Origin of the sequence: Pseudomonas sp. B37(2017), from assembly GCF_002112885.1 — a bacterium.
Classification (GTDB): domain Bacteria; phylum Pseudomonadota; class Gammaproteobacteria; order Pseudomonadales; family Pseudomonadaceae; genus Aquipseudomonas; species Aquipseudomonas paraglycinae.
Genome location: NZ_NEIX01000004.1, coordinates 118,383 through 139,373, shown reverse-complemented (window position 1 = coordinate 139,373; position 20,991 = coordinate 118,383). Strand labels below are relative to the sequence as shown.

Below are 20,991 nucleotides of genomic sequence, written 5' to 3'. Positions count from 1 at the left end.
TGATCTCCCTTGGTTGACCTTTATCAAGAATAGATGTTCGGTCGGGGTTTCGCGGTGGGGTGCAAGGCCGGTTTCGGAGGGATTGTCGGTCGTCTTCGTCGGAGGGTAGCGCACCGACGAAAACGACCGGCAGAGCGGCTTTAAATGCGGAAGCTGCCAACCAGTTGCTTCAAGCGCGAAGCCTGCTGCTCCAGATCCGAGCAAGCCCGCAACGTCGCCTGCAAGTTCTCGACACCTTCCTGGTTCAGCGTATTGATCTCGGTGATATCCACGTTGATCGACTCGACCACAGCCGTCTGTTCCTCGGTCGCGGTGGCCACCGACTGGTTCATCCCGTCGATTTCACCAATGCGCTGGGTCACGCTGTTCAGGCGCTCGCCGGCGAGGTTGGCGATGTCCACGCTGTCCTGGCTGTGGCGCTGGCTGTCGCTCATGGTGCTGACGGATTCGCGGGCGCCGACTTGCAGCTCCTCGATCATGGTCTGCACCTGTTGTGCCGATTCCTGGGTGCGGTGGGCGAGGTTGCGCACTTCGTCCGCCACCACCGCAAAACCGCGCCCGGCTTCACCGGCACGTGCTGCCTCGATGGCCGCGTTGAGCGCCAGCAGGTTGGTCTGCTGGGAAATGCTGGTGATCACTTCCAGGATCTGGCCGATGTTCACGGTCTTGCTGTTCAGCGATTCGATATTGCTGCTCGATGCGCTGAGCATGCTCGACAGCTGGTTCATCGCCTTGATGCTGCGATCCACCACTTGCTGACCGTCTTCGGCCAGGCCACGGGCGTCGCTGGCCTGGGACGAGGCCTGGGCGGCGTTACGGGCGATTTCCTGGGCGGCGGCGCCGAGCTGGTTGATCGCGGCGGCCACGCTGTTGGTGCGCGAGGCTTGCTGGTCGGAGTTGTACATCGACGAGTTCGAGGCCGCGACCACGCGCAGGGCGACTTCGTTGACCTGGCCGGTGGCCGACGACACTTCGCGGATCGAGCCGTGGATACGTTCGACAAAACGGTTGAACGCGGTGCCGAGTACGCCGAATTCGTCCTGGTTCTGGATGGTCAGGCGCTTGGTCAGGTCGCCTTCGCCGTCGGCGATGTCTTCCATGGCGCGGGTCATCACGTGCAGCGGCTGGATCAGGATACGGATCAGCATGCCGAGCAGGGCAATGATGATCGCCACGGCAATCACGGTCGCGATCACGGCCGAAGCGCGGAATTCGCTGAGCATCGAGAAGGCTTTGTCTTTGTCCACCGACAGACCGATGTACCAGTTCACCGACGGCAGGCCCTTGATCGGGGTGAAGTTGACGATGCGGGTCTTGCCGTCGACGGTGACTTCACTGAAGTCGCTGCTGATGCGCGGGGTGTCCTGCGGATAGGCTTCCTTCAGTGACTTCATCACCAGGGCCTTGTCCGGGTGCACCAGGATCTTGCCGTCGGCGCTGACCAGGAACGCGTAGCCCATGCCGGAGAAGTCCCGGGCGCTGAGGGTGTTGATCAGGGTTTGCAGGCTCAGGTCGCCGCCCACCACACCCACGCTCTGGCCGGCCTTTTTCGCGGCGGTGGCGATGGAAATGATGGTCTGGCCGGTGGCCGCGTCGATGTACGGTTCGGTCAGGGTCGAGGTGCTGCTGCTTTCGGCACCTTTATACCAAGGGCGAACGCGCGGATCGAAACCGTCCGGCATCTTCGCATCCGGGCGGATGGTGAAGTGCCCGGTGGCATCGCCGAGGTAGGACGCCATGAAGGTCGACGTCAGGGCTTTCTGTTCCAGCAGACTGGCAACGGCGGCAGGATCGGGGTTGATCGCGATGTTCTGGGCAGCGTTCTCGATCAGCAGGATGCGCCCGCTGAGCCAGGTCTGGATGTTGTCGGCTGTGACCTCGCCCATCTCGTTGAGGTAATTGTCCAGGTCCTCGCGGATCGCATTGCGCTGCAACCAGTCGTTGTACAGCGTGAACGAGGCGAAGGCGGCAATGACGATGAGGGCGGCGGCAAGCAGGATTTTATGGCTGAAACGCAGATTTTTGTTCATGGCTTGGGGTTCCGCTAAGGTCTTATTATTCAGGGCGTGCTTCTATAGATACTCGCCAGGTGGGCTTGATGGGTACAAGCAGGTATTTCCGCTTCTCCTTAGGGAAATCTCCGATGCGGATGTCAGTCGCATCTGTCACCTTTAGCTATCGGCCATGCTCGATCAAAGATTAACCATTGGGTGACCAAATGCCTGAATCTTCGCAACTCACAATCGGCGCCGACCTCGCCGGGCAACCGATCGCCCAGGCCATGCGCCTGGCCAACCGTCACGGACTGGTCGCCGGCGCAACCGGTACCGGCAAGACCGTTACTTTGCAGCGTCTGGCCGAGGCGTTCAGCGACGCCGGGGTCGCGGTGTTCGCCGCCGACGTCAAGGGCGACCTGTGCGGCCTCGGTGCTGCCGGCAACCCTCAGGGCAAGATCGCCGAGCGCATCGCCGGCATGCCGTGGCTCAAGCACACGCCTCAGGCGTATCCCGTGACCTTGTGGGACATTCACGGTCAGTCCGGTCATCCGTTGCGCACGACGTTGAGTGAAATGGGTCCGCTGCTGATTGGCGCCTTGCTGGAACTGACCGACAGCCAGCAATCGGCGTTGTACGCGGCGTTCAAGGTGGCGGATCGCGAAGGCCTGTTGCTGCTGGATCTCAAAGACCTGAAAGCGCTGCTCAATCACCTCAAGGACAATCCGCAGCTGCTGGGCGAAGACGCCGCGCTGTTCACCACCGGTTCCAGCCAGGCACTGTTGCGGCGTCTGGCGACGCTGGAGCAGCAGGGCGCCGAAGCGTTGTTCGGTGAACCGGCGCTGCAACTGGAAGACATTCTGCAGCCGACCGCTGACGGTCGCGGGCGCATCCATTTGCTCGATGCCAGTCGTCTGGTGCATGAGGCGCCGAAGGTCTACGCGACTTTCCTGCTGTGGCTGCTGGCCGAGCTGTTCGAGCAACTGCCGGAGCGCGGCGATGCCGACAAACCGTTGTTGGCGCTGTTTTTCGATGAGGCACATTTGTTGTTCGGCGATACGCCCAAGGCTCTGCAAGAGCGCTTGGAGCAAGTGGTGCGGCTGATCCGTTCCAAAGGCGTGGGCGTGTATTTCGTCACCCAGTCGCCGGGCGATCTGCCGGACGATGTGCTGGCGCAACTGGGACTGCGGATACAACACGGCCTGCGCGCGTTTACCGCCAAGGAACAGAAGTCCCTGCGGGCGGTGGCGGACGGCTTTCGGCCGAATCCGGCATTTGACACGTTGTCGGTGCTCACCGAGCTCGGGATTGGCGAAGCCCTGGTTGGCACCTTGCAGGAGAAGGGCACGCCGGAAATGGTTCAGCGAGTGCTGGTGGCGCCGCCGCAATCGCGGATCGGGCCGTTGACCGAGACCGAGCGCACGATGCTGATTGCCGGTTCGCCGTTCAAGGGCCGTTATGACAAGCCGATCGACCGCGAGTCGGCCTATGAAATCCTGATGGGTCGCAAGGGGCTGGCGCCGGAGGCGGAAGCGGCGCCGGGCAAACCGGCCGCTGAAGAGCCGAGTCTGGCGGACAAGGCCGGAGAATTCCTCGGCACGGCGGCGGGGCAGGCGCTCAAGTCGGCGATGCGTCAGGCGGCGAATTCGCTGGGTAAACAGTTGGTGCGCGGTCTGATGGGGTCATTGCTCGGCGGCAGCAAACGCCGCTGATCAACAAGGCTCAGGTTTTGGGTTTGGCGTGGGCGGCCAGTCGCTCCAGTGCCGCTCGCAGATTCGGATCGCTGATCCCGTCGGCGGTGGCCTGGATGGTCGCCGCCGCATCCGTCGACAGGTCGATCGTCGGCCCGCTCGCCTCGCGCTGGATGGTCGGTGGCCGCACGGCGAACTTGATCCGCGTCAGATTGGCGAACTCGTCGAACATCTGCAGTTGCCGTTGCAGACGTTTCTGCTGATAGCGCAGGCGCGTGGCCCAATGGCCGTCGGTGACAATCAGCAACAGTTCGCCTTCGCGCCACTTGGCCACGTGGCAATGTTCACGGGCGGCGGGTTGCAGTTGGCTTTCGAGCAGACGTTGCAGATGGGCCAGGCGTTGCGCATGACCGAGGATGGCTTTCAACGGCCTGGCTTCGCGTAGCAGAACGGCGGGCGCTCTGGCTGTGAGAGGGCGAAATGCCATGATCTAGGACCTGAAGTGACAGAGGCGCCATGGTAGCAGATGGCACCCATTTCACTCGCCCATTGCTTTTGTCCCTGCTTTGCCCATTAAATCAACGACTAACTTCTTTGCTGTACGGCTTGAAGTTGAGCAAAACGCCCCTATTTTAAGTGAGCCCCGTCAAAGCGCAGTGCCAGCATCGTGGAATATCCCCACTTTCCTCACCACCGTTTCCGGGTAGAATGCTCGTTCGCATGCGGCCATGAGGGCTGCACGGGCGACTCACGGGGCCGCCCTCCATCCCTTTAGTGTGGAAGATCCTGCCGATATGTTTGCGCCTTTGTTAAAGAAACTTTTTGGAAGCAAGAACGAGCGTGAAGTCAAACGCATGCTCAAGACGGTGCAGCTCGTCAATGCCTTCGAAGAGAAGATGGTCGCCCTCTCGGACGATCAACTGCGCGCCAAGACCGCAGAGTTCAAGGACCGCATTGCCAAGGGGGAGACCCTCGACAAGCTGTTGCCCGAAGCCTTTGCGGTCGCCCGCGAAGCCGGCAAGCGCGTCATGGGCATGCGCCACTTCGACGTCCAACTTATCGGCGGCATGACCCTGCATGAAGGCCGGATCGCCGAAATGCGTACCGGTGAAGGCAAGACGCTGGTGGGTACCCTGGGTGTTTACCTCAACGCGCTGTCCGGCAAGGGCGTGCACGTTGTGACCGTGAACGACTACCTGGCCCGCCGTGACGCCAACTGGATGCGCCCGCTGTATGAATTCCTCGGCCTGACCGTCGGCATCGTGACGCCGTTCCAGCCGCCGGAAGAGAAGCGCGCCGCCTACGCCGCCGACATCACCTACGGCACCAACAACGAATTCGGGTTCGACTACCTGCGCGACAACATGGCGTTCAGCATGGAAGAGAAATTCCAGCGCGAACTCAACTTTGCCGTGATCGACGAAGTCGACTCCATCCTCATCGACGAAGCGCGTACTCCGCTGATCATTTCCGGTCAGGCCGAGGACAGCTCCAAGCTGTACATCGAGATCAACAAGCTGATCCCGAAACTCAAGCTGCACGTCGAAGAAGTCGAAGGCGAAGTCACCCAGGAAGGCCATTACACCGTTGACGAGAAGACCCGTCAGGTCGAACTCAACGAAGCCGGTCACCAGTTCATCGAAGACCAGCTGACCAGCATCGGTCTGCTGGCCGAGGGCGAGAGCCTGTACTCGGCGCACAACCTGAGCCTGCTGACTCACGTCTACGCCGGTCTGCGTGCGCACAAACTGTTCCACCGCAACGTCGAATACATCGTGCAGGACGGTCAGGTCGTACTGGTCGACGAACACACCGGTCGTACCATGCCGGGCCGTCGTCTGTCCGAAGGCCTGCACCAGGCCATCGAAGCCAAGGAAAACCTGAACATCCAGGCCGAGAGCCAGACCCTGGCATCGACCACGTTCCAGAACTACTTCCGTCTGTACGAAAAACTGTCCGGCATGACCGGTACGGCCGACACCGAAGCGTTCGAATTCCATCAGATCTATGGCCTGCCGGTCATCGTGATCCCGACCAACAAGCCGTTGGCCCGTAAGGATTACAACGACCTGGTGTTCCTGACCGCCGAAGAGAAATACGCGGCGATCGTCAACGACATCAAGGAAAGCATGGCTGCCGGCCGTCCGGTGCTGGTGGGTACTGCGACCATCGAAACCTCCGAGCACATGTCCGCATTGCTTGAGAAGGAAGGCATCGAACACAAGGTCCTGAACGCCAAGTTCCACGAAAAAGAAGCTGAAATCATCGCGCAGGCCGGTCGTCCGGGCGCACTGACCATTGCTACCAATATGGCCGGTCGTGGTACCGACATCCTGTTGGGCGGCAACTGGGAAGTTGAAGTCGCGTCGCTGGAAAACCCGACCCCTGAGCAGATCGCCCAGATCAAGGCCGACTGGCAGAAGCGTCACCAGCAAGTGCTGGAGTCCGGCGGTCTGCAGGTGATCGCCTCCGAGCGTCACGAATCCCGCCGTATCGACAACCAGCTGCGTGGCCGTGCCGGCCGTCAGGGTGACGCCGGTTCCAGCCGCTTCTACCTGTCGCTGGAAGACAGCCTGATGCGCATTTTCGCCTCTGACCGGGTGAAGAACTTCATGAAAGCCCTGGGCATGCAGTCCGGTGAAGCGATCGAGCACCGCATGGTGACCAACGCCATCGAGAAGGCACAGCGCAAGGTTGAAGGCCGCAACTTCGACATCCGCAAGCAACTGCTCGAGTTCGACGACGTCAACAACGAACAGCGTAAAGTGATCTATCACATGCGTAACACGTTGCTGGCTGCGGACAACATCGGCGAGACCATCGCTGATTTCCGTCAGGACGTCCTGAACGCCACCGTCAGCGCGCACATTCCGCCGCAATCGCTGCCAGAGCAGTGGGACGTAGCCGGTCTGGAAGCGTCGATCGCCAGCGACTTCGGCGTGAAACTGCCGATCCAGCAATGGCTCGACGAAGACGATCACCTGTACGAAGAAACCCTGCGCGAGAAGCTGATGAACGAGCTGATCGCCGCGTACAACGAAAAAGAAGACCAGGCGGGCGCCGAAGCTCTGCGTTCCTTTGAGAAGCAGATCGTGCTGCGCGTTCTGGACGACCTGTGGAAAGACCACCTGTCGACCATGGATCACCTGCGTCACGGCATCCACCTGCGTGGTTATGCGCAGAAGAACCCGAAGCAGGAATACAAGCGCGAGTCCTTCACGCTGTTCTCCGAGCTGCTGGATTCGATCAAGCGCGACTCGATCCGCGTGCTGTCGCACGTTCAGGTTCGCCGCGAAGATCCGGCCGAGGAAGAGCAACGCCTGCGTCAGGAAGCCGAAGCACTGGGCGCCCGCATGCAGTTCGAACACGCCGAGGCTCCTGGCCTGGAAGCGCAACCGGAACTGGTCGGTGAAGAGGTCGATGTGGCCCTCGCCACCGCCCCGGTTCGCAACGAGCAGAAGCTGGGCCGCAACGAACTGTGCTACTGCGGTTCGGGCAAGAAATTCAAGCATTGCCACGGGCAGATCCAGTAAAACCCGTTTCAATCGCTGAAATACCCGCGCCGCGACCGGCACCAGCCGTCGCGGCGTTTTGCCATTTACACCACCGTCACTACGCTTGGCGGTGCTGACATCATTGAGTAAGGAGCGCATTCATGGCTGTTGGTCTTGGTCCTTTGCCAACGTTGCACCCGGTTGCCGGTTTTGAACTCGGTATCGCTTCGGCCGGCATCAAGCGCCCGGGGCGCAAGGATGTCGTCGTGATGCGTTGCGCCGAAGGTTCCACCGTGGCGGGCGTGTTCACGTTGAACGCTTTCTGTGCAGCGCCGGTGATCCTGGCCAAGAAGCGCGTGCAGAACCCGGTACGCTACCTGTTGACCAACACCGGCAATGCCAACGCCGGCACCGGCGAACCGGGCCTGGCTGCCGCCGAGCGCACCACCGCCAAACTGGCTGAGCTGACCGGCGTGGATGCCAGCCAGATCCTGCCGTACTCCACCGGCGTGATCGGCGAGCCGCTGCCGGTTGAGAAAATCGAAGGCGCCTTGCAGGCCGCACTGGACGATCTGTCGGAAAACAACTGGGAAGCTGCCGCCACCGGCATCATGACCACCGACACCCTGCCAAAAGGCGCCAGCCGCCAGTTCCAGCATGACGGCGTGACCATCACCGTCACCGGCATCAGCAAGGGCGCGGGCATGATCCGTCCGAACATGGCGACCATGCTCGGTTACATCGCCACCGACGCCAAAGTCTCCCGCGATGTGTTGCACAACCTGATGCTGGACGGCGCCAACAAGTCGTTCAACCGCATCACCATCGACGGCGACACCTCGACCAACGACTGCTGCATGCTGATCGCCACCGGCAAGGCTGCGCTGCCGGAAATCACCCGTGCCGAAGGCGAGCTGTTCGCCAAGCTGAAACAGGCCGTATTCGAAGTGTGCATGGACGTGGCTCAGGCCATCGTGCGTGACGGCGAAGGCGCGACCAAGTTCGTGACCGTTGAAGTCAACGGCGGCGGCAATCACCAGGAATGCCTGGACGTCGGCTACACCGTGGCCCACTCGCCGCTGATCAAGACTGCACTGTTTGCGTCCGACCCGAACTGGGGCCGCATCCTCGCCGCCGTCGGCCGTGCCGGCGTGCCGGATCTGGACGTGAGCAAGATCGACGTGTTCCTCGGCGACGTGTGCATCGCAAGCCGTGGCGCCCGCGCCGCGACCTACACCGAAGCCCAGGGCTCGGCAGTGATGCAGCAGGAAGAAATCACCATCCGTATCGAACTGGGTCGCGGCGATTGCAGCGAAACCATCTGGACCACCGACCTGTCCCACGAGTACGTGAAGATCAACGCCGAATACCGCACCTGATCCCTGCCGAAGAGGGAGGTCTGCGGACCTCCTTTTCTTCTGTCCCATGAAAGGACCCGAACATGAGCCTTCACCTGATCATCGGCGACAAACTGCTTTCCTCCTGGTCCCTGCGCGCGGCGCTGGCGCTTGAACTGACCGGCGCGCCCTACACCGAAGAACTGGTCAAACTCGGCAAACCCGACACCCGTGAGCGGCTGCTGGCGCACTCGCCGACCGCCAAGGTGCCGCTGCTGAAAACCGCCCGTGGCACCGTCGCCGATTCTCTGGCGATTGCCGAATACCTGGCCGAACAGTTTCCTTCCGAACAACTCTGGCCGACCGATATCGCCGCCCGCGCCCAGGCCCGATCCGCCTGCGCACAGATGCACAGCGGCTTCTTCGCCATGCGCAACCACATGCCGTTCAACCTGAGCCACGACGCGCCGCTCAACCCGGTGCCGCCGGAAGTGAAGCTCGATGTCGAGCGCATGCTCGCGCTGTGGGCCGAATGCCGCGCCGTCGCGACCGAGCCTGGGCCTTACCTGTTTGGTCGGGTGTCGCTGGCCGATGCGTTCTTCGCACCGATTGCCGTGCGCTTGCGCACCTATCACGTGAAGTTGCCGGCCGATGATGAAGCCTATGTTGAAACCGTCTACCAATGGCCGGCCTTCAAGGCCTGGCAAAAGGCAGGACTGGAGGAGTTGCAGTCGTGAAACGTGTACACGTCGCCGCCGCCGTCATTCGTGACGACAGCGGCAAGATTCTGATCGCCCGCCGTGCCGATACCCAGCATCAGGGCGGCCTCTGGGAATTTCCCGGTGGCAAGGTCGAAGGCGATGAGTCGGTGCAAACCGCGCTGTCTCGCGAGCTGCACGAAGAATTGGGCATCGTCGTCGGTGCCGCCCGGCCGCTGATCAAGGTGCGCCATGATTACCCGGACAAGCAGGTGTTGCTGGATGTCTGGGAAGTCTCGAGCTTCACCGGCGAACCCCACGGTGCCGAAGGCCAGCCATTGGCGTGGGTTTCGGCCAAGGAGCTGACGGATTACGAATTCCCGGCGGCCAACCAGCCGATCGTCGCGGCAGCGCGTCTGCCCGCTGAATACCTGATCACCCCGGAAGACCTGGAAACCCCGGCTTTGCTGCGCGGCATCCAGAAGGCGATTGCCGGCGGTATCAAACTGATTCAGTTGCGTGCGCCCAATGGCTATGACCCGAAGTACCGCGATCTGGCGGTAGATGCGGTCGGCCTCTGCGCCGGCAAGGCACAGTTGATGATCAAGGGTCCGTTCGAGTGGCTGGGCGATTTCCCGGCCGCTGGTTGGCACATCACCTCGGCGCAGCTGCGCAAGTACGCGGCAGCCGGGCGTCCGCTGCCGGCAGAGCGCTGGCTGGCGGCGTCCTGCCATAACGCTGAAGAACTGGCGCTGGCCGAGCAGATGGGCGTGGATTTCGTCACCCTGTCGCCGGTGCAGCCGACCCTGACTCACCCGGATGCACAGCCGTTGGGCTGGGAGCAGGCTTCGACGCTGATCGAAGGCTTCAGCAAACCGGTGTTTCTGTTGGGCGGAGTCGGCCCGGCGGAGCGCGAAAAAGCGTGGGATGCCGGGGCTCAGGGTGTGGCGGGGATTCGGGCGTTCTGGCCTGAGGTCTGATTTTGTATTGAGGCTGACGTCCCCTTCGCGAGCAAGCCCGCTCCCTCAGTTGAGTGCATTCCAACAGGAAGAACTCGATCAACTGTGGGAGCGGGCTTGCTCCGGGCGGCGTTCCGACGAAGGCGTCCTGACAGTCGCTACTGATCTGAAGGTTTCGCCGCCGGTTGCCACAGAATCTCGGCAATACCCTGACGCCGGGCGATCAGCCTGGCCGCCACAAAAAACAGATCCGACAAGCGATTGATATACGCCAGGCCAACCCCGGCCAACGGTTCGATCGCATTCAAATGCTGGCAACGACGTTCGGCACTGCGCGCCAGGCTGCGGCAGACATGCGCTTGGGCAATCAGCATCGAACCGCCCGGCAGAATGAAATTCTCCAGCGGCCCCAATTCCTCGTTCCACACATCAATGGCCGCTTCCAGCCGTTCGATTTCTGCTGTGTTGAGTGCCTGATATTCCGGCATCGCCAGCTCACCGCCAAGGTTGAACAACCGATGTTGGCAAGGCGCTAACACGTCGATCAATTCATTGAGCCCGGGGCAGGTTTCGCGTTCGGCGATCAATCCGGCCAGCAGTACGCCGACCTGACTGTTCAGCGTATCGACCTCGCCAATGGCCTCGATGCGCGGGTGATCCTTGGGCACCCGGCGGCCGTCGCCGAGTCCGGTTTCGCCTTTGTCGCCGGTGCGGGTGTAGATCTTCGACAAGCGAAAGCCCATGGTTTACCTCGGTAGTTGATTGGTTTCGGCGGCGATGGGTGCCGGTTGCGCCAGTGGCAGGCGCAGGGTGAAGCAGGTGCCTTGCCCCGGCGCCGACTGCACTTCCATCTGCCCTTTGTGGTTGTTGGTGATGATGAAGTACGACACCGACAGCCCGAGGCCCGTACCCTGGCCGATCTCCTTGGTGGTGAAGAACGGCTCGAAGGTGCGCTTGCGCACGTTCTCGCTCATGCCGATGCCGTTGTCCTCGACCTGAATCTCGGCCCAGGGCGGATTGAGCCGGGTGCGCAGAGTGATCCGTCCCGGCTCGCTGTCATCTTCGCGCTGGTGGATCGCCTGCGCGGCGTTTTTCAGCAGGTTGAGCAGCACCTGTTCGAGTTCATTGGCGGTGCCGGGCACCCGGCCCAGCGCCGGGTCGAACTGGCGAATGATCGCCTGGCCCTTGAAGTCGAAGCCGATGGCCAGGTCGAAGTCGTTGCCGGCGATTTCCACGGCTTGATCGATCAGGGCCGGCAGGTCGCACGGCGCCATCTGGCGGTTGCTGCGGCGGCTGAAGCTGAGCATGTGGGTGACGATTTTTGCTGCCCGGGCGCCGGCCTGCTGGATGCCGTCGAGCAGTTGCGGGACTTCCCGGCCTTGAAGGTAACGGTTCACGGTATCGAGTTCGATGCCCAGTTGCTCGGCCTGCTCGAGGTTCTTCGGCAGGTCTGGCGACAGACGTCGGCGAATGTTCTGCACGTTGTGCAGGATCGCCCCCAGCGGGTTGTTGATCTCGTGAGCCATGCCGGCGGCAAGGCCACCCACGGAAAGCATTTTCTCCGACTGCACCATCATTTCTTCCAGCGACAGGCGCTGGGTGATGTCGTCGATCCGGATCACCACGCCGCGTCCGGCGCCGCCCATCAACGGGTAGAAGGTGAGGGCGTAGTGCTTGGGCTCGTCGTCCTTGAACCACGTCACCCGCTCGATTTTCGCCACTGTGTGTTGCTCGACGGTCTGCTTGAGTTGCGGCAGGAACGGCTTGAGCGGCTCGAAGGCGAGGAAGATCGGCTGGTTCAGCGCTTCGTCCAGTCGTGTACCGGAAAGGGCGCTGGCCTCCTGATTCCACTGCGTGACGTAGAGCTGCTCGTCGAGGGCGATCAGCGCCGAGGGCATGGAGTCGATGATGCTGTTGAGGTAGTTCTGGAACCCGGTGAGTTTCTTCTCGATCTTGCTGCGCACCTGGACTTCCAGTTCCAGCTTGCGATTGGTGTGGCGGGTTTCTTCGGCCAGACCCTGGGCCTGATCGTAAGCCGCCTGGGAATCATCGCGGGCGCGCTTGAGCTGCTGCTCCCGGGCCTCGATGCGCGAAAGCATGGTGTTGAATGCCTCGGCCAGACTGCCGATTTCGTCATGGTTGCCCCGAGAGGCGCGCAGGGCGTAGTTTTCCTCGCGGGTCACCTGGCGGGACAGTTCTTCCAGCTGATGGATGGGACGGGTGATCAGGCGCTTGATCTGCCGGGCGATGACCAGCCACAGCAGCACACTGAAAATCAGGATCCCCAGACTGGCCGTGAGTGTGCCGGTGTAGAACGCGACTGGCAGCTCGCTGCTGGCCACCAACAGCAGGTGGCCCGGCGCAGTACCGGGGCGGGGCAGGGTGATGAGTTGATTGCTGCGAAACTCGGTCAGTTGCCAGGCTTCGATGTGCCGGTAGCGTTCCGGCAGTTTGAGTTTGTCGCCGTGCTGCAACTGCGCCAGACGTTCGCCTTTGCCGTCATATAAAGCGGCGGCACGCAGCGGGGAATAGCTGTCGAGCTCCTTGAGCAGGCGTTCGGCGCTTTGCGGCGACTGCAAGGCTTCGGCCACCAGACTCGGGTTGGACACCAGCCGGCCGATGGTCTGCAACGCCTGGGGCGCCATGCTTTCCTGGGAAATGTAATAGGCGGCGCTGATAAAGGTCAGGTTGGCGACCAGCAACACAGTGGTCAACAGCACCAGCAGAGCGGCCAGCAGTTTCTGGCCGACCGGCAGGTTTTCGAGACGCTGGCGCAATGGCATCAGGTTTATCGCAGCAAAGGAACAAGTGGCCAGCGTAGCCGCTGCTCAGTCGACGGGCAATCCGAGACTGTGCAGATGAGCGGTCAGGCGCTGCTGCAATTGCTTCAGATGCGGCAGGTTCAACTGATGACGCTCTGCGACCTTGCAGGCATGGCCGAGCAGATAGCTGATCTCGGTGCGGCGTTTATTGGCCACGTCCTGATACATGGACGAGAAGTTCGCCGCCGTGGCCTGGATCACCCGTTCGACCTCCTGTTGCAGGTTGTCTGCCGCAGCCGGTTGCCCGCAGCGTTCGAGCAGTTCGGTCAGTTCGCCGCACAGGGTGGCAACTTCGCAGTGATGTTGCTGCAAGCCGCCGTTGCGGCAATCGTGCAGCACCGTCAGCGGATTGATCGCACAGTTGAGCGCCAGCTTGCGCCACAGGCGGGTGAGGATGTCGGCGCTCCATTCATGGGGGATTTTCGCTGCCTCAAGATCGTCCAGCCAGAATGGCGCCACGGGATGGCCGGCGTCGCCCAGCCAGGTGTAGCCATGGCCGGCGAATACCACGCGCCAGTCGCCGTCGCGAAACGCGCCCTCGGTGCTGGAGGCGCTGATGCAGCGGGCCTGCGGGACTTGTGCGGCGACCGCTTCCTGGCTGCCGAGGCCATTCTGCAAAAGAATCAGTTCGGCGTCCGGTGCCAGGCGATGAGCAAGCCCGGCCACGGCCGCTTCGGCGTCGTAGGCCTTGCAGGCCACCAGCAGGCGACGGATGGGGCCGGGACTGTCCGGGGTTTCACCGGGGATTGCGTAACTAGTGGCCACGCTTTGTTCGACGAGGGTCAGGCCGCCCGCCGTTGCATAGTCGTGCAGGCGGTCGATGTCGCGCAGGATCAGCCGGACCGGCAATCCGGCCCGGGTCAGACGCGTGGCCCAGAGCGTGCCGAGACTTCCGGCGCCGAGGACGTGCCAGGGGGTGGACATCAGTTTTTCACTCGGTAAGGTACAGGCATGCAAGGCTCGCCGTGTCGGTGGGAAAAGACCCGTTATAATGAGCCCGATTTTAACCGCAAGCCAAGCGCGCCGCGTCCCGTACGAGCGCGCCTTTTTATTGGAGAGATTACATGCCGTCGTTCGACGTGGTATCCGAACTGGACAAACACGAACTCACCAACGCGGTCGAGAACGCCGTGAAGGAACTCGATCGTCGTTATGACCTGAAAGGCAAGGGCAGCTTTGAATTCAAGGAAAAGGACCTGACCGTCCACCTGACCGCTGAAGCCGATTTCCAGCTGGAAGCGATGATCGAGATCCTCAAGCTGGCCCTGGTCAAGCGCAAGATCGACGTGCAGTGCCTTGAAGTCAAAGACTCCTTCGCTTCGGGCAAACTGATGAAACAGGACGCCGTCCTCAAGGAAGGCATCGACAAGGAGCTGGCGAAGAAAATCGTCGGCCACATCAAGGAAGCCAAGCTCAAGGTGCAGGCCGCCATCCAGGGCGAGCAGGTGCGTGTGACCGGCAAGAAGCGTGACGACCTGCAGGAGGCCATCGCGGCCCTGCGTGCCAAGGAATTCGGCATGCCACTGCAGTTCAACAACTTCCGCGACTAAGCTTTTCGGTCGGGAACCTCTCGGCGTTTAAAGCGTCCGAGGCCCAAGCAACGGCAGAAACGATTGAGCCCTTTAAGGCCCGGTCTTTCTGCCGCTGGTTTTTTACAGCCCGGGAAGCCGGCAATCAGGAGATAAAAGATGGATTTGAATGCTGAGGTGGACAACCTGGTCAAGGCATCCCAGGCGTGGATTCCGATGATCATGGAATACGGCAGCCGTGTGTTGCTGGCGGTGATTACCCTGGCCATCGGCTGGTGGCTGATCAACAAGGTCACGCAAAAGCTCGGCGGCCTGCTGGCCCTGCGCAATGCCGACCTGGCACTGCAAGGTTTCATCAGCAGTCTGGCCAACATCATTCTCAAGGTGCTGCTGATTGTCAGCGTGGCGTCGATGATCGGCGTCGAGACCACCTCGTTCGTTGCGGCGATCGGTGCGGCCGGCCTGGCTATCGGTCTGGCGTTGCAGGGCAGTCTGGCGAACTTCGCCGGCGGCGTGCTGATTCTGCTGTTCCGTCCGTTCCGTATCGGTGACTGGATCGAAGCCCAGGGTGTGGCAGGTACTGTCGACAGCATCCAGATCTTCCACACCGTGCTGCGCACCGGTGACAACAAGACCATCATCGTCCCGAACGGCAACCTGTCGAACGGCATCATCACCAACACCAACCGTCAGCCAACCCGCAAGGTTGTGTTCGACGTAGGTGTGGATTACGAAGCCGATCTGCAAAAGGCCCGTCAGGTGCTGCTGGATCTGGCCAAGGATGAGCGCGTGTTGCAGGATCCGGCACCTCAGGCCGTTATTTCGACACTGGGTGACAGTTCGATCACTGTTTCTCTGCGCGTGTGGGTTAAAACTGCGGATTACTGGGATGTCATGTTCATGTTTAACGAACAATCCCGTGATCGTTTAAAGACTGCTGGCATTGATATTCCTTTTCCGCAACGAGTGATTCGTGTGGTTCAGGAATCGGCAGTGTAATGATAGGTTGCTAATTAATTGCCTGACTTATCGGTCAGGCATTTATTACAAGTGACAGGCAATAAAAAAGGCCCATCCGAAGATGGGCCTTTTTTGTTTTGTTACCGCAACTAACTCGGTGCGATTACAAAAGCGACAGCGGGTAGTCGACGATCAGACGGAACTCTTTGGTATCGCCTTCACCTTCGTCGGCGTTAGCGAAGTGCCAGGCTTGGCGAATACGGAAGGACAGGTCTTTGGCCGGGCCAGACTGAACTACGTATTTGGCTTCGAAGTTGGTTTCGTTGTGTTTGCCATCTTCACCATACAGACCAGCGTAGGCGCTGCCTGCTGGAGTGTGGGTGCCGTCGATGTCCCAGCCTTTAACGTAGCGGGTCATGAAGCTCAGACCTGGAACGCCGTACTCGGCCATTTTGATGTCGTAACGGATCTGGGCAGACTTCTCGCCCGGGGCGTTGAAGTCAGAGTACTGGATGGAGTTGGCGAGGAAGATCGAGTCGCCGCCACGGTTGTTCTTGCCCACGCCGATGTAGTCGAACGGAGTGTCGCCGTTGACCTTCTGGAACGCCAGGGTGATGGTGTGCGCTTTCAGGAACGAGAGAGCGGTGGCCAGGGAGAACGCGGTGTTGCTGATGTCACCGGCTTTCGCGCTACCCGTGTCGGTGGTGCGATAGATGTTGAAGTCGGTGTTCAGCGAGGTGTCACCACCGAACGGAGTGGTGAGGTTCACGTTGGCGTAGTACTGGTTCCAGATGTCTTCCAGTTTGGCGCCGTAGAGCGATGCGCTCAGGTTTTCGGTGATGCCGTACTTGCCACCGAAGTAGTCGATGGTGTTGGCTTCAACGCCGGCGTAGGTCGCGTACAGACCGCCTTCACGGGAGTTGCGGTCCTGGCTGGTTGCCGAGTAGAAGTGACCGGCTTCGAGGTCAAGGTCTTTGATCTCGCTGCTCTGCAGTTGGAAACCGCTGGCAGTTTGCGGAAGGATACGGGAGCCGCCGACAGCGAATACCGGAGCGGTGCTAGGCTGCATGTCACCAATTTTCAGCTCGGTTTTCGAAACGCGGAACTTGATGGCAGCGCCGGCTTTGCCTTGGCTGTCGTCAGGGTCGCGGGAACCGTTTGCATTGAATTCGTTGCTGCGGCTCATGTTGCCGGAGCCGCTGGTGCCGGCGCCGCCGTCCAGTTTGATGGCCAGGTAGCCGAATGCATCAACGCCGACGCCAACAGTACCTTGGGTGTAACCGGAGCTGAAGTTGCCCCAGATACCCTGGGTCCAGTCTTTTACGTCACGGGCACCGTCTTTGTTGTCACGGTTGAAGTAATAGTTGCGAATCAGCAAATCAGCTTTCGCGTCTTCAACAAAGCCTTTGGCTTCAGCCTGGTCACTTACGAACGGTGCGGCCGTAGCCATCTGAGTACTGGCAGCTGCTGCAACTGCCAGTGCGATCATGCTCCACTTCATCACGCGCATCGTGATTTGCTCCTTTGGTTTTAGAAGAGTACTGCCGTCCCACCTGTTTTATTATCTGGGCGGCTCTTTCTTTTTGTGTCGGCGCAAACTTATATCACGCCGACAATGTTGGCGATACTTGCGCATCCAACCTTTCAGCTTCTTTACGAGCGTGTCGCAATCGGCTTGGTAGATGTCGCAAATTTACAGTCCAAATGCAATGGGACTGACAACTTCAGCGCTGTTTTACAGGGCTTGAGCATCGGTAAAAAAGAGTCCCTTGGCAAAACGCTTGAATCTCCATCGGGCAACCCTGCCACTATTTTTATGGGGCTCAAGGCATCCACTTCTTGTGGTGCGCTTATAGTCCATATGGGTATGAATGCAACAAGCGTGCACAAACCGCTGAATTGTTCCGGTTTTTTTCAAGGTGCTCGTCTGACGCTGTAAAAACCTCATAAAACCGGGGGCTTCGAGGGCCTTTCAAACAGGCTTGACGCCGTCCTTCGCATGGTGTTGCTCCCTGAAAGTCGCAGCGCGACAACCAAAAACGTTACCGGTTCACCCCGTCGGTGAGTATTCGGCGGATGCCCGACGCACTGAGCGTAGACGCACTGTGCGGTTTTGGTGCAAAAAAATTCAAAGGCTGTACTGAATTCATACAGTTGGGTCGCTGGATGAACGTAAACGCTGAGGTATGAGCGGGTCATTTTGCTCGGTTTATTCGCATTCCCGGTTCCGTCCTGGTGCACGCGAGGCATAAATGTCACATCCCGGAGCGTTGAGGCATTCTTGCTGCAACGCTGTTCGCCGTGAAGCTCACTCCAATCGCAGGTATGCTGCCGTCCAGTCGCTTGGCGCAGCGCATTCACAGCGGGGCGCTAAGCTGAAAACAGGTCATTTCGCCGGGAGTGCGCGCAGTGTTTGCTTTAGATCCACGACTTCAACAGGACACGCTGACCATCGGCGATTTCCCGCTTTGCCGATTGCTGTTGTCCAACGACGCCAACTACCCGTGGTTCATCCTGGTGCCACGCCGCGACGATATCAGCGAGTTGTTTCAGTTGGATGTCGCCGACCAGCAGGCCTTGTGGGAGGAAACCACGGCCCTGGCCGAGGTGCTCAAGGACTCCTTCGACGCCGACAAGATGAATGTGGCGACCCTGGGTAATGTGGTCAGCCAGATGCATATGCATGTGATCGTGCGTAAACGGGACGACGCCGCCTGGCCGGCACCGGTCTGGGGCAAGCATCCCGCCAAGCCTTACAGTGCCGAGCAAGTGGCCGCGATTCGCGAGCGCCTGCGTCTGGTGCTGGACGAAGAATTCACCTTTCTGGAGGGCTGATCATGAGCCTCGAGCAACGCGTTACCGAGCTGGAAAGTCGTCTGGCATTTCAGGATGACACCATCCAGGCATTGAACGATGTGCTGGTAGAGCAGCAGCGAGTGGTCGAGCGTCTGCAATTGCAGATGGCAGCCGTACTCAAGCGCCAGGAAGAGATGGTGGGGCAGTTCGGTTCTTTCGAAGAAGACGCACCGCCGCCACACTATTGAGAAGTGCGCGGGCACGCTCCCGTGAAAAACGCATTCATTAAAAAACCGCGAACAGCCTGGCTGTTCGCGGTTTTTTTATTGCGGGATACGTGGATCAGCGACGCGGCAGGGCGGCGATCACGTCTTCGGCCTGCAGGCCCTTGTCACGGTTCATCACCGAGAACTCCACACGCTGGCCTTCGACCAGAACGCGGTGGCCTTCGCCACGGATGGCGCGAAAGTGCACGAAAATATCATCGCCGGAATCCCGGGAGATAAAGCCGAAGCCCTTGGAGGTGTTGAACCACTTGACGGTGCCGGTATCGCGGTTGCTCATGTCGTAGCTTTGCGCGGCGGCGGCCGGTGAGGATTTGTAGAAGCTGACGGCCAGGTGCAGAACCACGGCGACCAGTGCGATCACCAGGCTGAACAGCACGGCTGGCTGGCCGGCGATGACAGGCATCGGCGCGATCAGGGTCAGGGTTTGCAGGACAACGGTCAGGACCAGCAAAGCGCTGACCAGGTTTTGCAGATGCTGGCGCGGACCTTTGTTCCAGTAAGGGATAACTGGCGCAAGGATCAGGTTCAGCAGGCCGAAAAAGGCCAGGTAAAGTGCATCGGGTTGTTGCAGGTAAGGTACCGCTTCGGACTTCAGGCTGGGTATGAAGGACAGCAGCAAGGCTGCTGCGCCCATTAGCAGGTGGACGATTTTCAACATTTTTATTGACTCACGTTATGACGGCTCACAAGGAAGAGCTGAAGGCGCACGGTTCGCTTCGGAACAATAAAGAGGCGTTGGACACGTGCCCGGCATCAGCCTATGCGCAGGCCCGGAAAACGGGGCGTAGCGACACACTGCCTATTTAACAGCAAAGCCTGCGGCTACTCAAATCACGCCGGCCAGCGGCAGCGTGTGGGGCGATTTGTCGCTTCTATCGGGTCGATACGGGGGCTGCGATGCGAGGGAGGCCTTGCTACAGTGAACCGACACCTGCTGGATGAATTCAATCGCCGTTAGGGGGTAAGCATGGCAATCGATATCGGTATCAGTGAAGAAGACCGCAAATCCATCGTCGAAGGGCTCTCGCGCCTGCTGTCGGACACCTACGTGCTGTATCTGAAGACTCACAACTTCCACTGGAACGTCACCGGGCCGATGTTCCGGACCCTGCATCTGATGTTCGAGGAGCAATACAACGAACTGGCCCTGGCGGTGGATTCGATCGCCGAACGGATCCGGGCGCTGGGCTTTCCGGCGCCGGGCGCGTACGCGACCTATGCGCGCCTGTCTTCTATTAAGGAAGAGGAGGGCGTGCCGAGTGCCGAGGACATGATCAAACAATTGGTCGAGGGGCAGGAAGCGGTCACGCGCACGGCGCGGGGGATTTTCCCTCTGCTGGACAAGGTCAGTGACGAACCGACAGCCGACCTTCTGACCCAGCGCATGCAGGTTCACGAGAAAACCGCGTGGATGCTTCGCGCACTGCTCGAGGCCTGATGACGGAAAGCGCACGGATCCTTCGTTCGTGCGCTTTTCTCTTTTTTGCCCGGAAAAATCATTCGCGACGGTAGGAAACAAGGAAGACGACCCGCCGCTCCATGATCCTCCGTATCGCGTTGGCTTATCCTACGTGGATGGTCAAAAAGTCATCTGGATCTGCCTTTGCACCTGCGCTTTTAATGAGGTCACAGGAACTCGCCTTGATCACAGGCGCAGAAATGGCAAAGGAGTGTCAGCGATATGGAAGGTGGAGACAGGCGAGGCGACATTGCTGTCGGTTTGCAGCAGGACAGATTCGGGGAGCCGTTTCTCGGCGGGTTCGACATGGCGTTGACTCGGCCGCTGTCCCGATCGGTACGCTTGAACGGGTTCGCGACCTGCATGCGGCTGGAGCAGGTTTACTGGAACATCCTGGGCCGGATGGCCGAGGACAATTGCTGTTCGGTCGGCACGTTGTTGTCCCGTGTCGATCGTGAAGTTCACCTGCGCCATGGCGGGGTGAAAAACTTCAGCGGTCTGGTGCGGGTGGTGTGTGTGGTGCATGGCCTGCGGGATTCTCCGGGGATGCACGACGCGGGTTGTCACTGACAAGACGGCCTGTGCAGTCTTCCGGCTGCACAGGCCGCATTTAATGGATATAATCCCGCTCTTTCGCCGCACAGCCCTGCGTGTGCTGGCAATCTGATTGCCGAGACAACCCCATGCCGATGTACGATTACCAATGTGCTTCCTGTGGTCATCAGTTGGAAGCCATTCAAAAGATCAGCGACGCACCACTGGTCGATTGCCCTGCCTGCCAGGCGCCGGAACTCAAGAAGCAGCTGTCGATGCCGGGCTTTCGCCTCAGCGGCAGCGGCTGGTACGAAACCGATTTCAAGACCGGCGCGAAGAAGAATCTGGCCGGTGGCGACAAATCTGACTAGGGTTCAAACCCAGGTCGAACGACACGCGCGAGTTTCCACACGTTGCACATTGCTTGAGTG

The 20,991-nt window shown here is 60.2% G+C and carries 20 protein-coding genes and 1 pseudogene; 13 read left to right on the top strand and 8 right to left on the bottom strand.

Translation table 11 applies throughout. From position 1 onward, the window contains the following. Positions 1-140: 140 nt before the first annotated feature. Positions 141-905, bottom strand: coding sequence for a methyl-accepting chemotaxis protein (locus tag CAF90_RS29885; protein ID WP_371915861.1), 765 nt, complete (start codon positions 903-905; stop codon positions 141-143). A 93-nt stretch (positions 906-998) separates the two neighbouring features. Beyond that, positions 999-2,030 (bottom strand): annotated as a pseudogene (locus tag CAF90_RS29880) (cache domain-containing protein); the annotation flags it as partial. 188 nt (positions 2,031-2,218) lie between these two features. Between CAF90_RS29880 and CAF90_RS12530 the strand changes: the two are divergent. Next, positions 2,219-3,706: a helicase HerA-like domain-containing protein gene (locus CAF90_RS12530; protein WP_085607021.1), complete on the top strand. Its 1,488-nt coding sequence runs from the start codon at positions 2,219-2,221 to the stop codon at positions 3,704-3,706. Positions 3,707-3,716: 10 nt separating this feature from the next. Here the strand turns inward: CAF90_RS12530 and CAF90_RS12525 are convergent, their stop codons facing one another. Continuing rightward, positions 3,717-4,172 (bottom strand): DUF721 domain-containing protein, encoded by a 456-nt coding sequence (locus tag CAF90_RS12525; RefSeq protein ID WP_007951226.1) that lies wholly within the window; start codon positions 4,170-4,172, stop codon positions 3,717-3,719. 307 nt (positions 4,173-4,479) lie between these two features. On the opposite strand from CAF90_RS12525, the gene secA reads away from it, so the two are divergent. The 4 genes from secA (at position 4,480) to CAF90_RS12505 (ending at position 10,194) form a co-directional block, all read left to right on the top strand. Then, positions 4,480-7,218 carry a preprotein translocase subunit SecA gene (gene secA, locus CAF90_RS12520; protein ID WP_085606634.1) on the top strand — a complete coding sequence of 913 codons (2,739 nt, stop codon included), beginning with the start codon at positions 4,480-4,482 and terminating at the stop codon, positions 7,216-7,218. Between the two features lie 122 nt (positions 7,219-7,340). After that, positions 7,341-8,558, top strand: coding sequence for a bifunctional glutamate N-acetyltransferase/amino-acid acetyltransferase ArgJ (argJ, locus tag CAF90_RS12515; RefSeq protein WP_085606632.1), 1,218 nt, complete (start codon positions 7,341-7,343; stop codon positions 8,556-8,558). 62 nt (positions 8,559-8,620) lie between these two features. Then, positions 8,621-9,253: a glutathione S-transferase family protein gene (locus CAF90_RS12510; RefSeq protein ID WP_085606629.1), complete on the top strand. Its 633-nt coding sequence runs from the start codon at positions 8,621-8,623 to the stop codon at positions 9,251-9,253. Next, positions 9,250-10,194 (top strand): Nudix family hydrolase, encoded by a 945-nt coding sequence (locus CAF90_RS12505; RefSeq protein ID WP_085606627.1) that lies wholly within the window; start codon positions 9,250-9,252, stop codon positions 10,192-10,194. The genes CAF90_RS12510 and CAF90_RS12505 overlap by 4 nt, the downstream gene beginning before the upstream one ends. Positions 10,195-10,331: 137 nt before the next feature. On the opposite strand, the gene CAF90_RS12500 is transcribed toward CAF90_RS12505, so the two are convergent. From CAF90_RS12500 to CAF90_RS12490, 3 genes are read right to left on the bottom strand one after another with little or no spacing between them, the layout of a single operon-like run. Next, positions 10,332-10,916 (bottom strand): cob(I)yrinic acid a,c-diamide adenosyltransferase, encoded by a 585-nt coding sequence (locus CAF90_RS12500; RefSeq protein WP_085606626.1) that lies wholly within the window; start codon positions 10,914-10,916, stop codon positions 10,332-10,334. 3 nt (positions 10,917-10,919) lie between these two features. Next, entirely contained in the window at positions 10,920-12,956 is a 2,037-nt protein-coding gene (locus tag CAF90_RS12495) for a HAMP domain-containing sensor histidine kinase (RefSeq protein WP_085606624.1), read from the bottom strand. Between the two features lie 45 nt (positions 12,957-13,001). Further along, positions 13,002-13,919: a putative 2-dehydropantoate 2-reductase gene (locus CAF90_RS12490; RefSeq protein WP_085606622.1), complete on the bottom strand. Its 918-nt coding sequence runs from the start codon at positions 13,917-13,919 to the stop codon at positions 13,002-13,004. Positions 13,920-14,059: 140 nt separating this feature from the next. Between CAF90_RS12490 and CAF90_RS12485 the strand changes: the two genes are divergently transcribed. Together CAF90_RS12485 and CAF90_RS12480 are read left to right on the top strand one after the other, a co-directional pair. Continuing rightward, positions 14,060-14,545, top strand: a complete 486-nt coding sequence (locus tag CAF90_RS12485) for a YajQ family cyclic di-GMP-binding protein (RefSeq protein ID WP_007951218.1) — start codon at positions 14,060-14,062, stop codon at positions 14,543-14,545. A gap of 138 nt (positions 14,546-14,683) precedes the next feature. Continuing rightward, on the top strand, positions 14,684-15,523 hold the full coding sequence (locus CAF90_RS12480) for a mechanosensitive ion channel family protein (RefSeq protein ID WP_064599011.1): 840 nt from the start codon (positions 14,684-14,686) through the stop codon (positions 15,521-15,523). 124 nt (positions 15,524-15,647) lie between these two features. Here the strand turns inward: CAF90_RS12480 and CAF90_RS12475 are convergent, their stop codons facing one another. Continuing rightward, the gene (locus CAF90_RS12475) at positions 15,648-16,994 is read right to left on the bottom strand and encodes an OprD family porin (RefSeq protein WP_085606620.1); all 1,347 of its coding nucleotides are present in this window, start codon (positions 16,992-16,994) and stop codon (positions 15,648-15,650) included. Between the two features lie 75 nt (positions 16,995-17,069). On the opposite strand from CAF90_RS12475, the gene CAF90_RS29220 reads away from it, so the two are divergent. From CAF90_RS29220 to CAF90_RS12465, 3 genes are all read left to right on the top strand, one after another. Continuing rightward, on the top strand, positions 17,070-17,423 hold the full coding sequence (locus CAF90_RS29220; RefSeq protein WP_139834488.1) for a hypothetical protein: 354 nt from the start codon (positions 17,070-17,072) through the stop codon (positions 17,421-17,423). A 470-nt stretch (positions 17,424-17,893) separates the two neighbouring features. Continuing rightward, positions 17,894-18,319 (top strand): HIT domain-containing protein, encoded by a 426-nt coding sequence (locus CAF90_RS12470; RefSeq protein WP_085606618.1) that lies wholly within the window; start codon positions 17,894-17,896, stop codon positions 18,317-18,319. A gap of 2 nt (positions 18,320-18,321) precedes the next feature. Further along, positions 18,322-18,528 carry a SlyX family protein gene (locus CAF90_RS12465; RefSeq protein ID WP_007951214.1) on the top strand — a complete coding sequence of 69 codons (207 nt, stop codon included), beginning with the start codon at positions 18,322-18,324 and terminating at the stop codon, positions 18,526-18,528. A 94-nt stretch (positions 18,529-18,622) separates the two neighbouring features. Here CAF90_RS12465 and CAF90_RS29810 read toward each other — a convergent pair whose 3' ends face one another. Beyond that, entirely contained in the window at positions 18,623-19,225 is a 603-nt protein-coding gene (locus CAF90_RS29810) for a cold-shock protein (protein ID WP_007951213.1), read from the bottom strand. A gap of 309 nt (positions 19,226-19,534) precedes the next feature. Between CAF90_RS29810 and CAF90_RS12455 the strand changes: the two genes are divergently transcribed. The 3 genes from CAF90_RS12455 (at position 19,535) to CAF90_RS12445 (ending at position 20,931) form a co-directional block, all read left to right on the top strand. Continuing rightward, positions 19,535-20,005: a Dps family protein gene (locus CAF90_RS12455; protein WP_007951212.1), complete on the top strand. Its 471-nt coding sequence runs from the start codon at positions 19,535-19,537 to the stop codon at positions 20,003-20,005. Between the two features lie 243 nt (positions 20,006-20,248). Continuing rightward, positions 20,249-20,596, top strand: coding sequence for a ribbon-helix-helix domain-containing protein (locus CAF90_RS12450; protein ID WP_007951211.1), 348 nt, complete (start codon positions 20,249-20,251; stop codon positions 20,594-20,596). A 113-nt stretch (positions 20,597-20,709) separates the two neighbouring features. Beyond that, positions 20,710-20,931, top strand: a complete 222-nt coding sequence (locus CAF90_RS12445) for an FmdB family zinc ribbon protein (RefSeq protein WP_007951210.1) — start codon at positions 20,710-20,712, stop codon at positions 20,929-20,931. The last annotated feature ends 60 nt before the right edge of the window (positions 20,932-20,991 follow it).

Bases quoted from the DNA above. Each gene is read 5' to 3' on its own strand.
- CAF90_RS29885 (WP_371915861.1), bottom strand. From the start codon at position 905: ATGTACAACTCCGACCAGCAAGCCTCGCGCACCAACAGCGTGGCCGCC.
- CAF90_RS12530 (WP_085607021.1), top strand. From the start codon at position 2,219: ATGCCTGAATCTTCGCAACTCACAATCGGCGCCGACCTCGCCGGGCAA.
- CAF90_RS12525 (WP_007951226.1), bottom strand. From the start codon at position 4,172: ATGGCATTTCGCCCTCTCACAGCCAGAGCGCCCGCCGTTCTGCTACGC.
- secA (WP_085606634.1), top strand. From the start codon at position 4,480: ATGTTTGCGCCTTTGTTAAAGAAACTTTTTGGAAGCAAGAACGAGCGT.
- argJ (WP_085606632.1), top strand. From the start codon at position 7,341: ATGGCTGTTGGTCTTGGTCCTTTGCCAACGTTGCACCCGGTTGCCGGT.
- CAF90_RS12510 (WP_085606629.1), top strand. From the start codon at position 8,621: ATGAGCCTTCACCTGATCATCGGCGACAAACTGCTTTCCTCCTGGTCC.
- CAF90_RS12500 (WP_085606626.1), bottom strand. From the start codon at position 10,916: ATGGGCTTTCGCTTGTCGAAGATCTACACCCGCACCGGCGACAAAGGC.
- CAF90_RS12495 (WP_085606624.1), bottom strand. From the start codon at position 12,956: ATGCCATTGCGCCAGCGTCTCGAAAACCTGCCGGTCGGCCAGAAACTG.
- CAF90_RS12490 (WP_085606622.1), bottom strand. From the start codon at position 13,919: ATGTCCACCCCCTGGCACGTCCTCGGCGCCGGAAGTCTCGGCACGCTC.
- CAF90_RS12485 (WP_007951218.1), top strand. From the start codon at position 14,060: ATGCCGTCGTTCGACGTGGTATCCGAACTGGACAAACACGAACTCACC.
- CAF90_RS12480 (WP_064599011.1), top strand. From the start codon at position 14,684: ATGGATTTGAATGCTGAGGTGGACAACCTGGTCAAGGCATCCCAGGCG.
- CAF90_RS12475 (WP_085606620.1), bottom strand. From the start codon at position 16,994: ATGCGCGTGATGAAGTGGAGCATGATCGCACTGGCAGTTGCAGCAGCT.
- CAF90_RS12465 (WP_007951214.1), top strand. From the start codon at position 18,322: ATGAGCCTCGAGCAACGCGTTACCGAGCTGGAAAGTCGTCTGGCATTT.
- CAF90_RS29810 (WP_007951213.1), bottom strand. From the start codon at position 19,225: ATGTTGAAAATCGTCCACCTGCTAATGGGCGCAGCAGCCTTGCTGCTG.
- CAF90_RS12455 (WP_007951212.1), top strand. From the start codon at position 19,535: ATGGCAATCGATATCGGTATCAGTGAAGAAGACCGCAAATCCATCGTC.
- CAF90_RS12450 (WP_007951211.1), top strand. From the start codon at position 20,249: ATGGAAGGTGGAGACAGGCGAGGCGACATTGCTGTCGGTTTGCAGCAG.
- CAF90_RS12445 (WP_007951210.1), top strand. From the start codon at position 20,710: ATGCCGATGTACGATTACCAATGTGCTTCCTGTGGTCATCAGTTGGAA.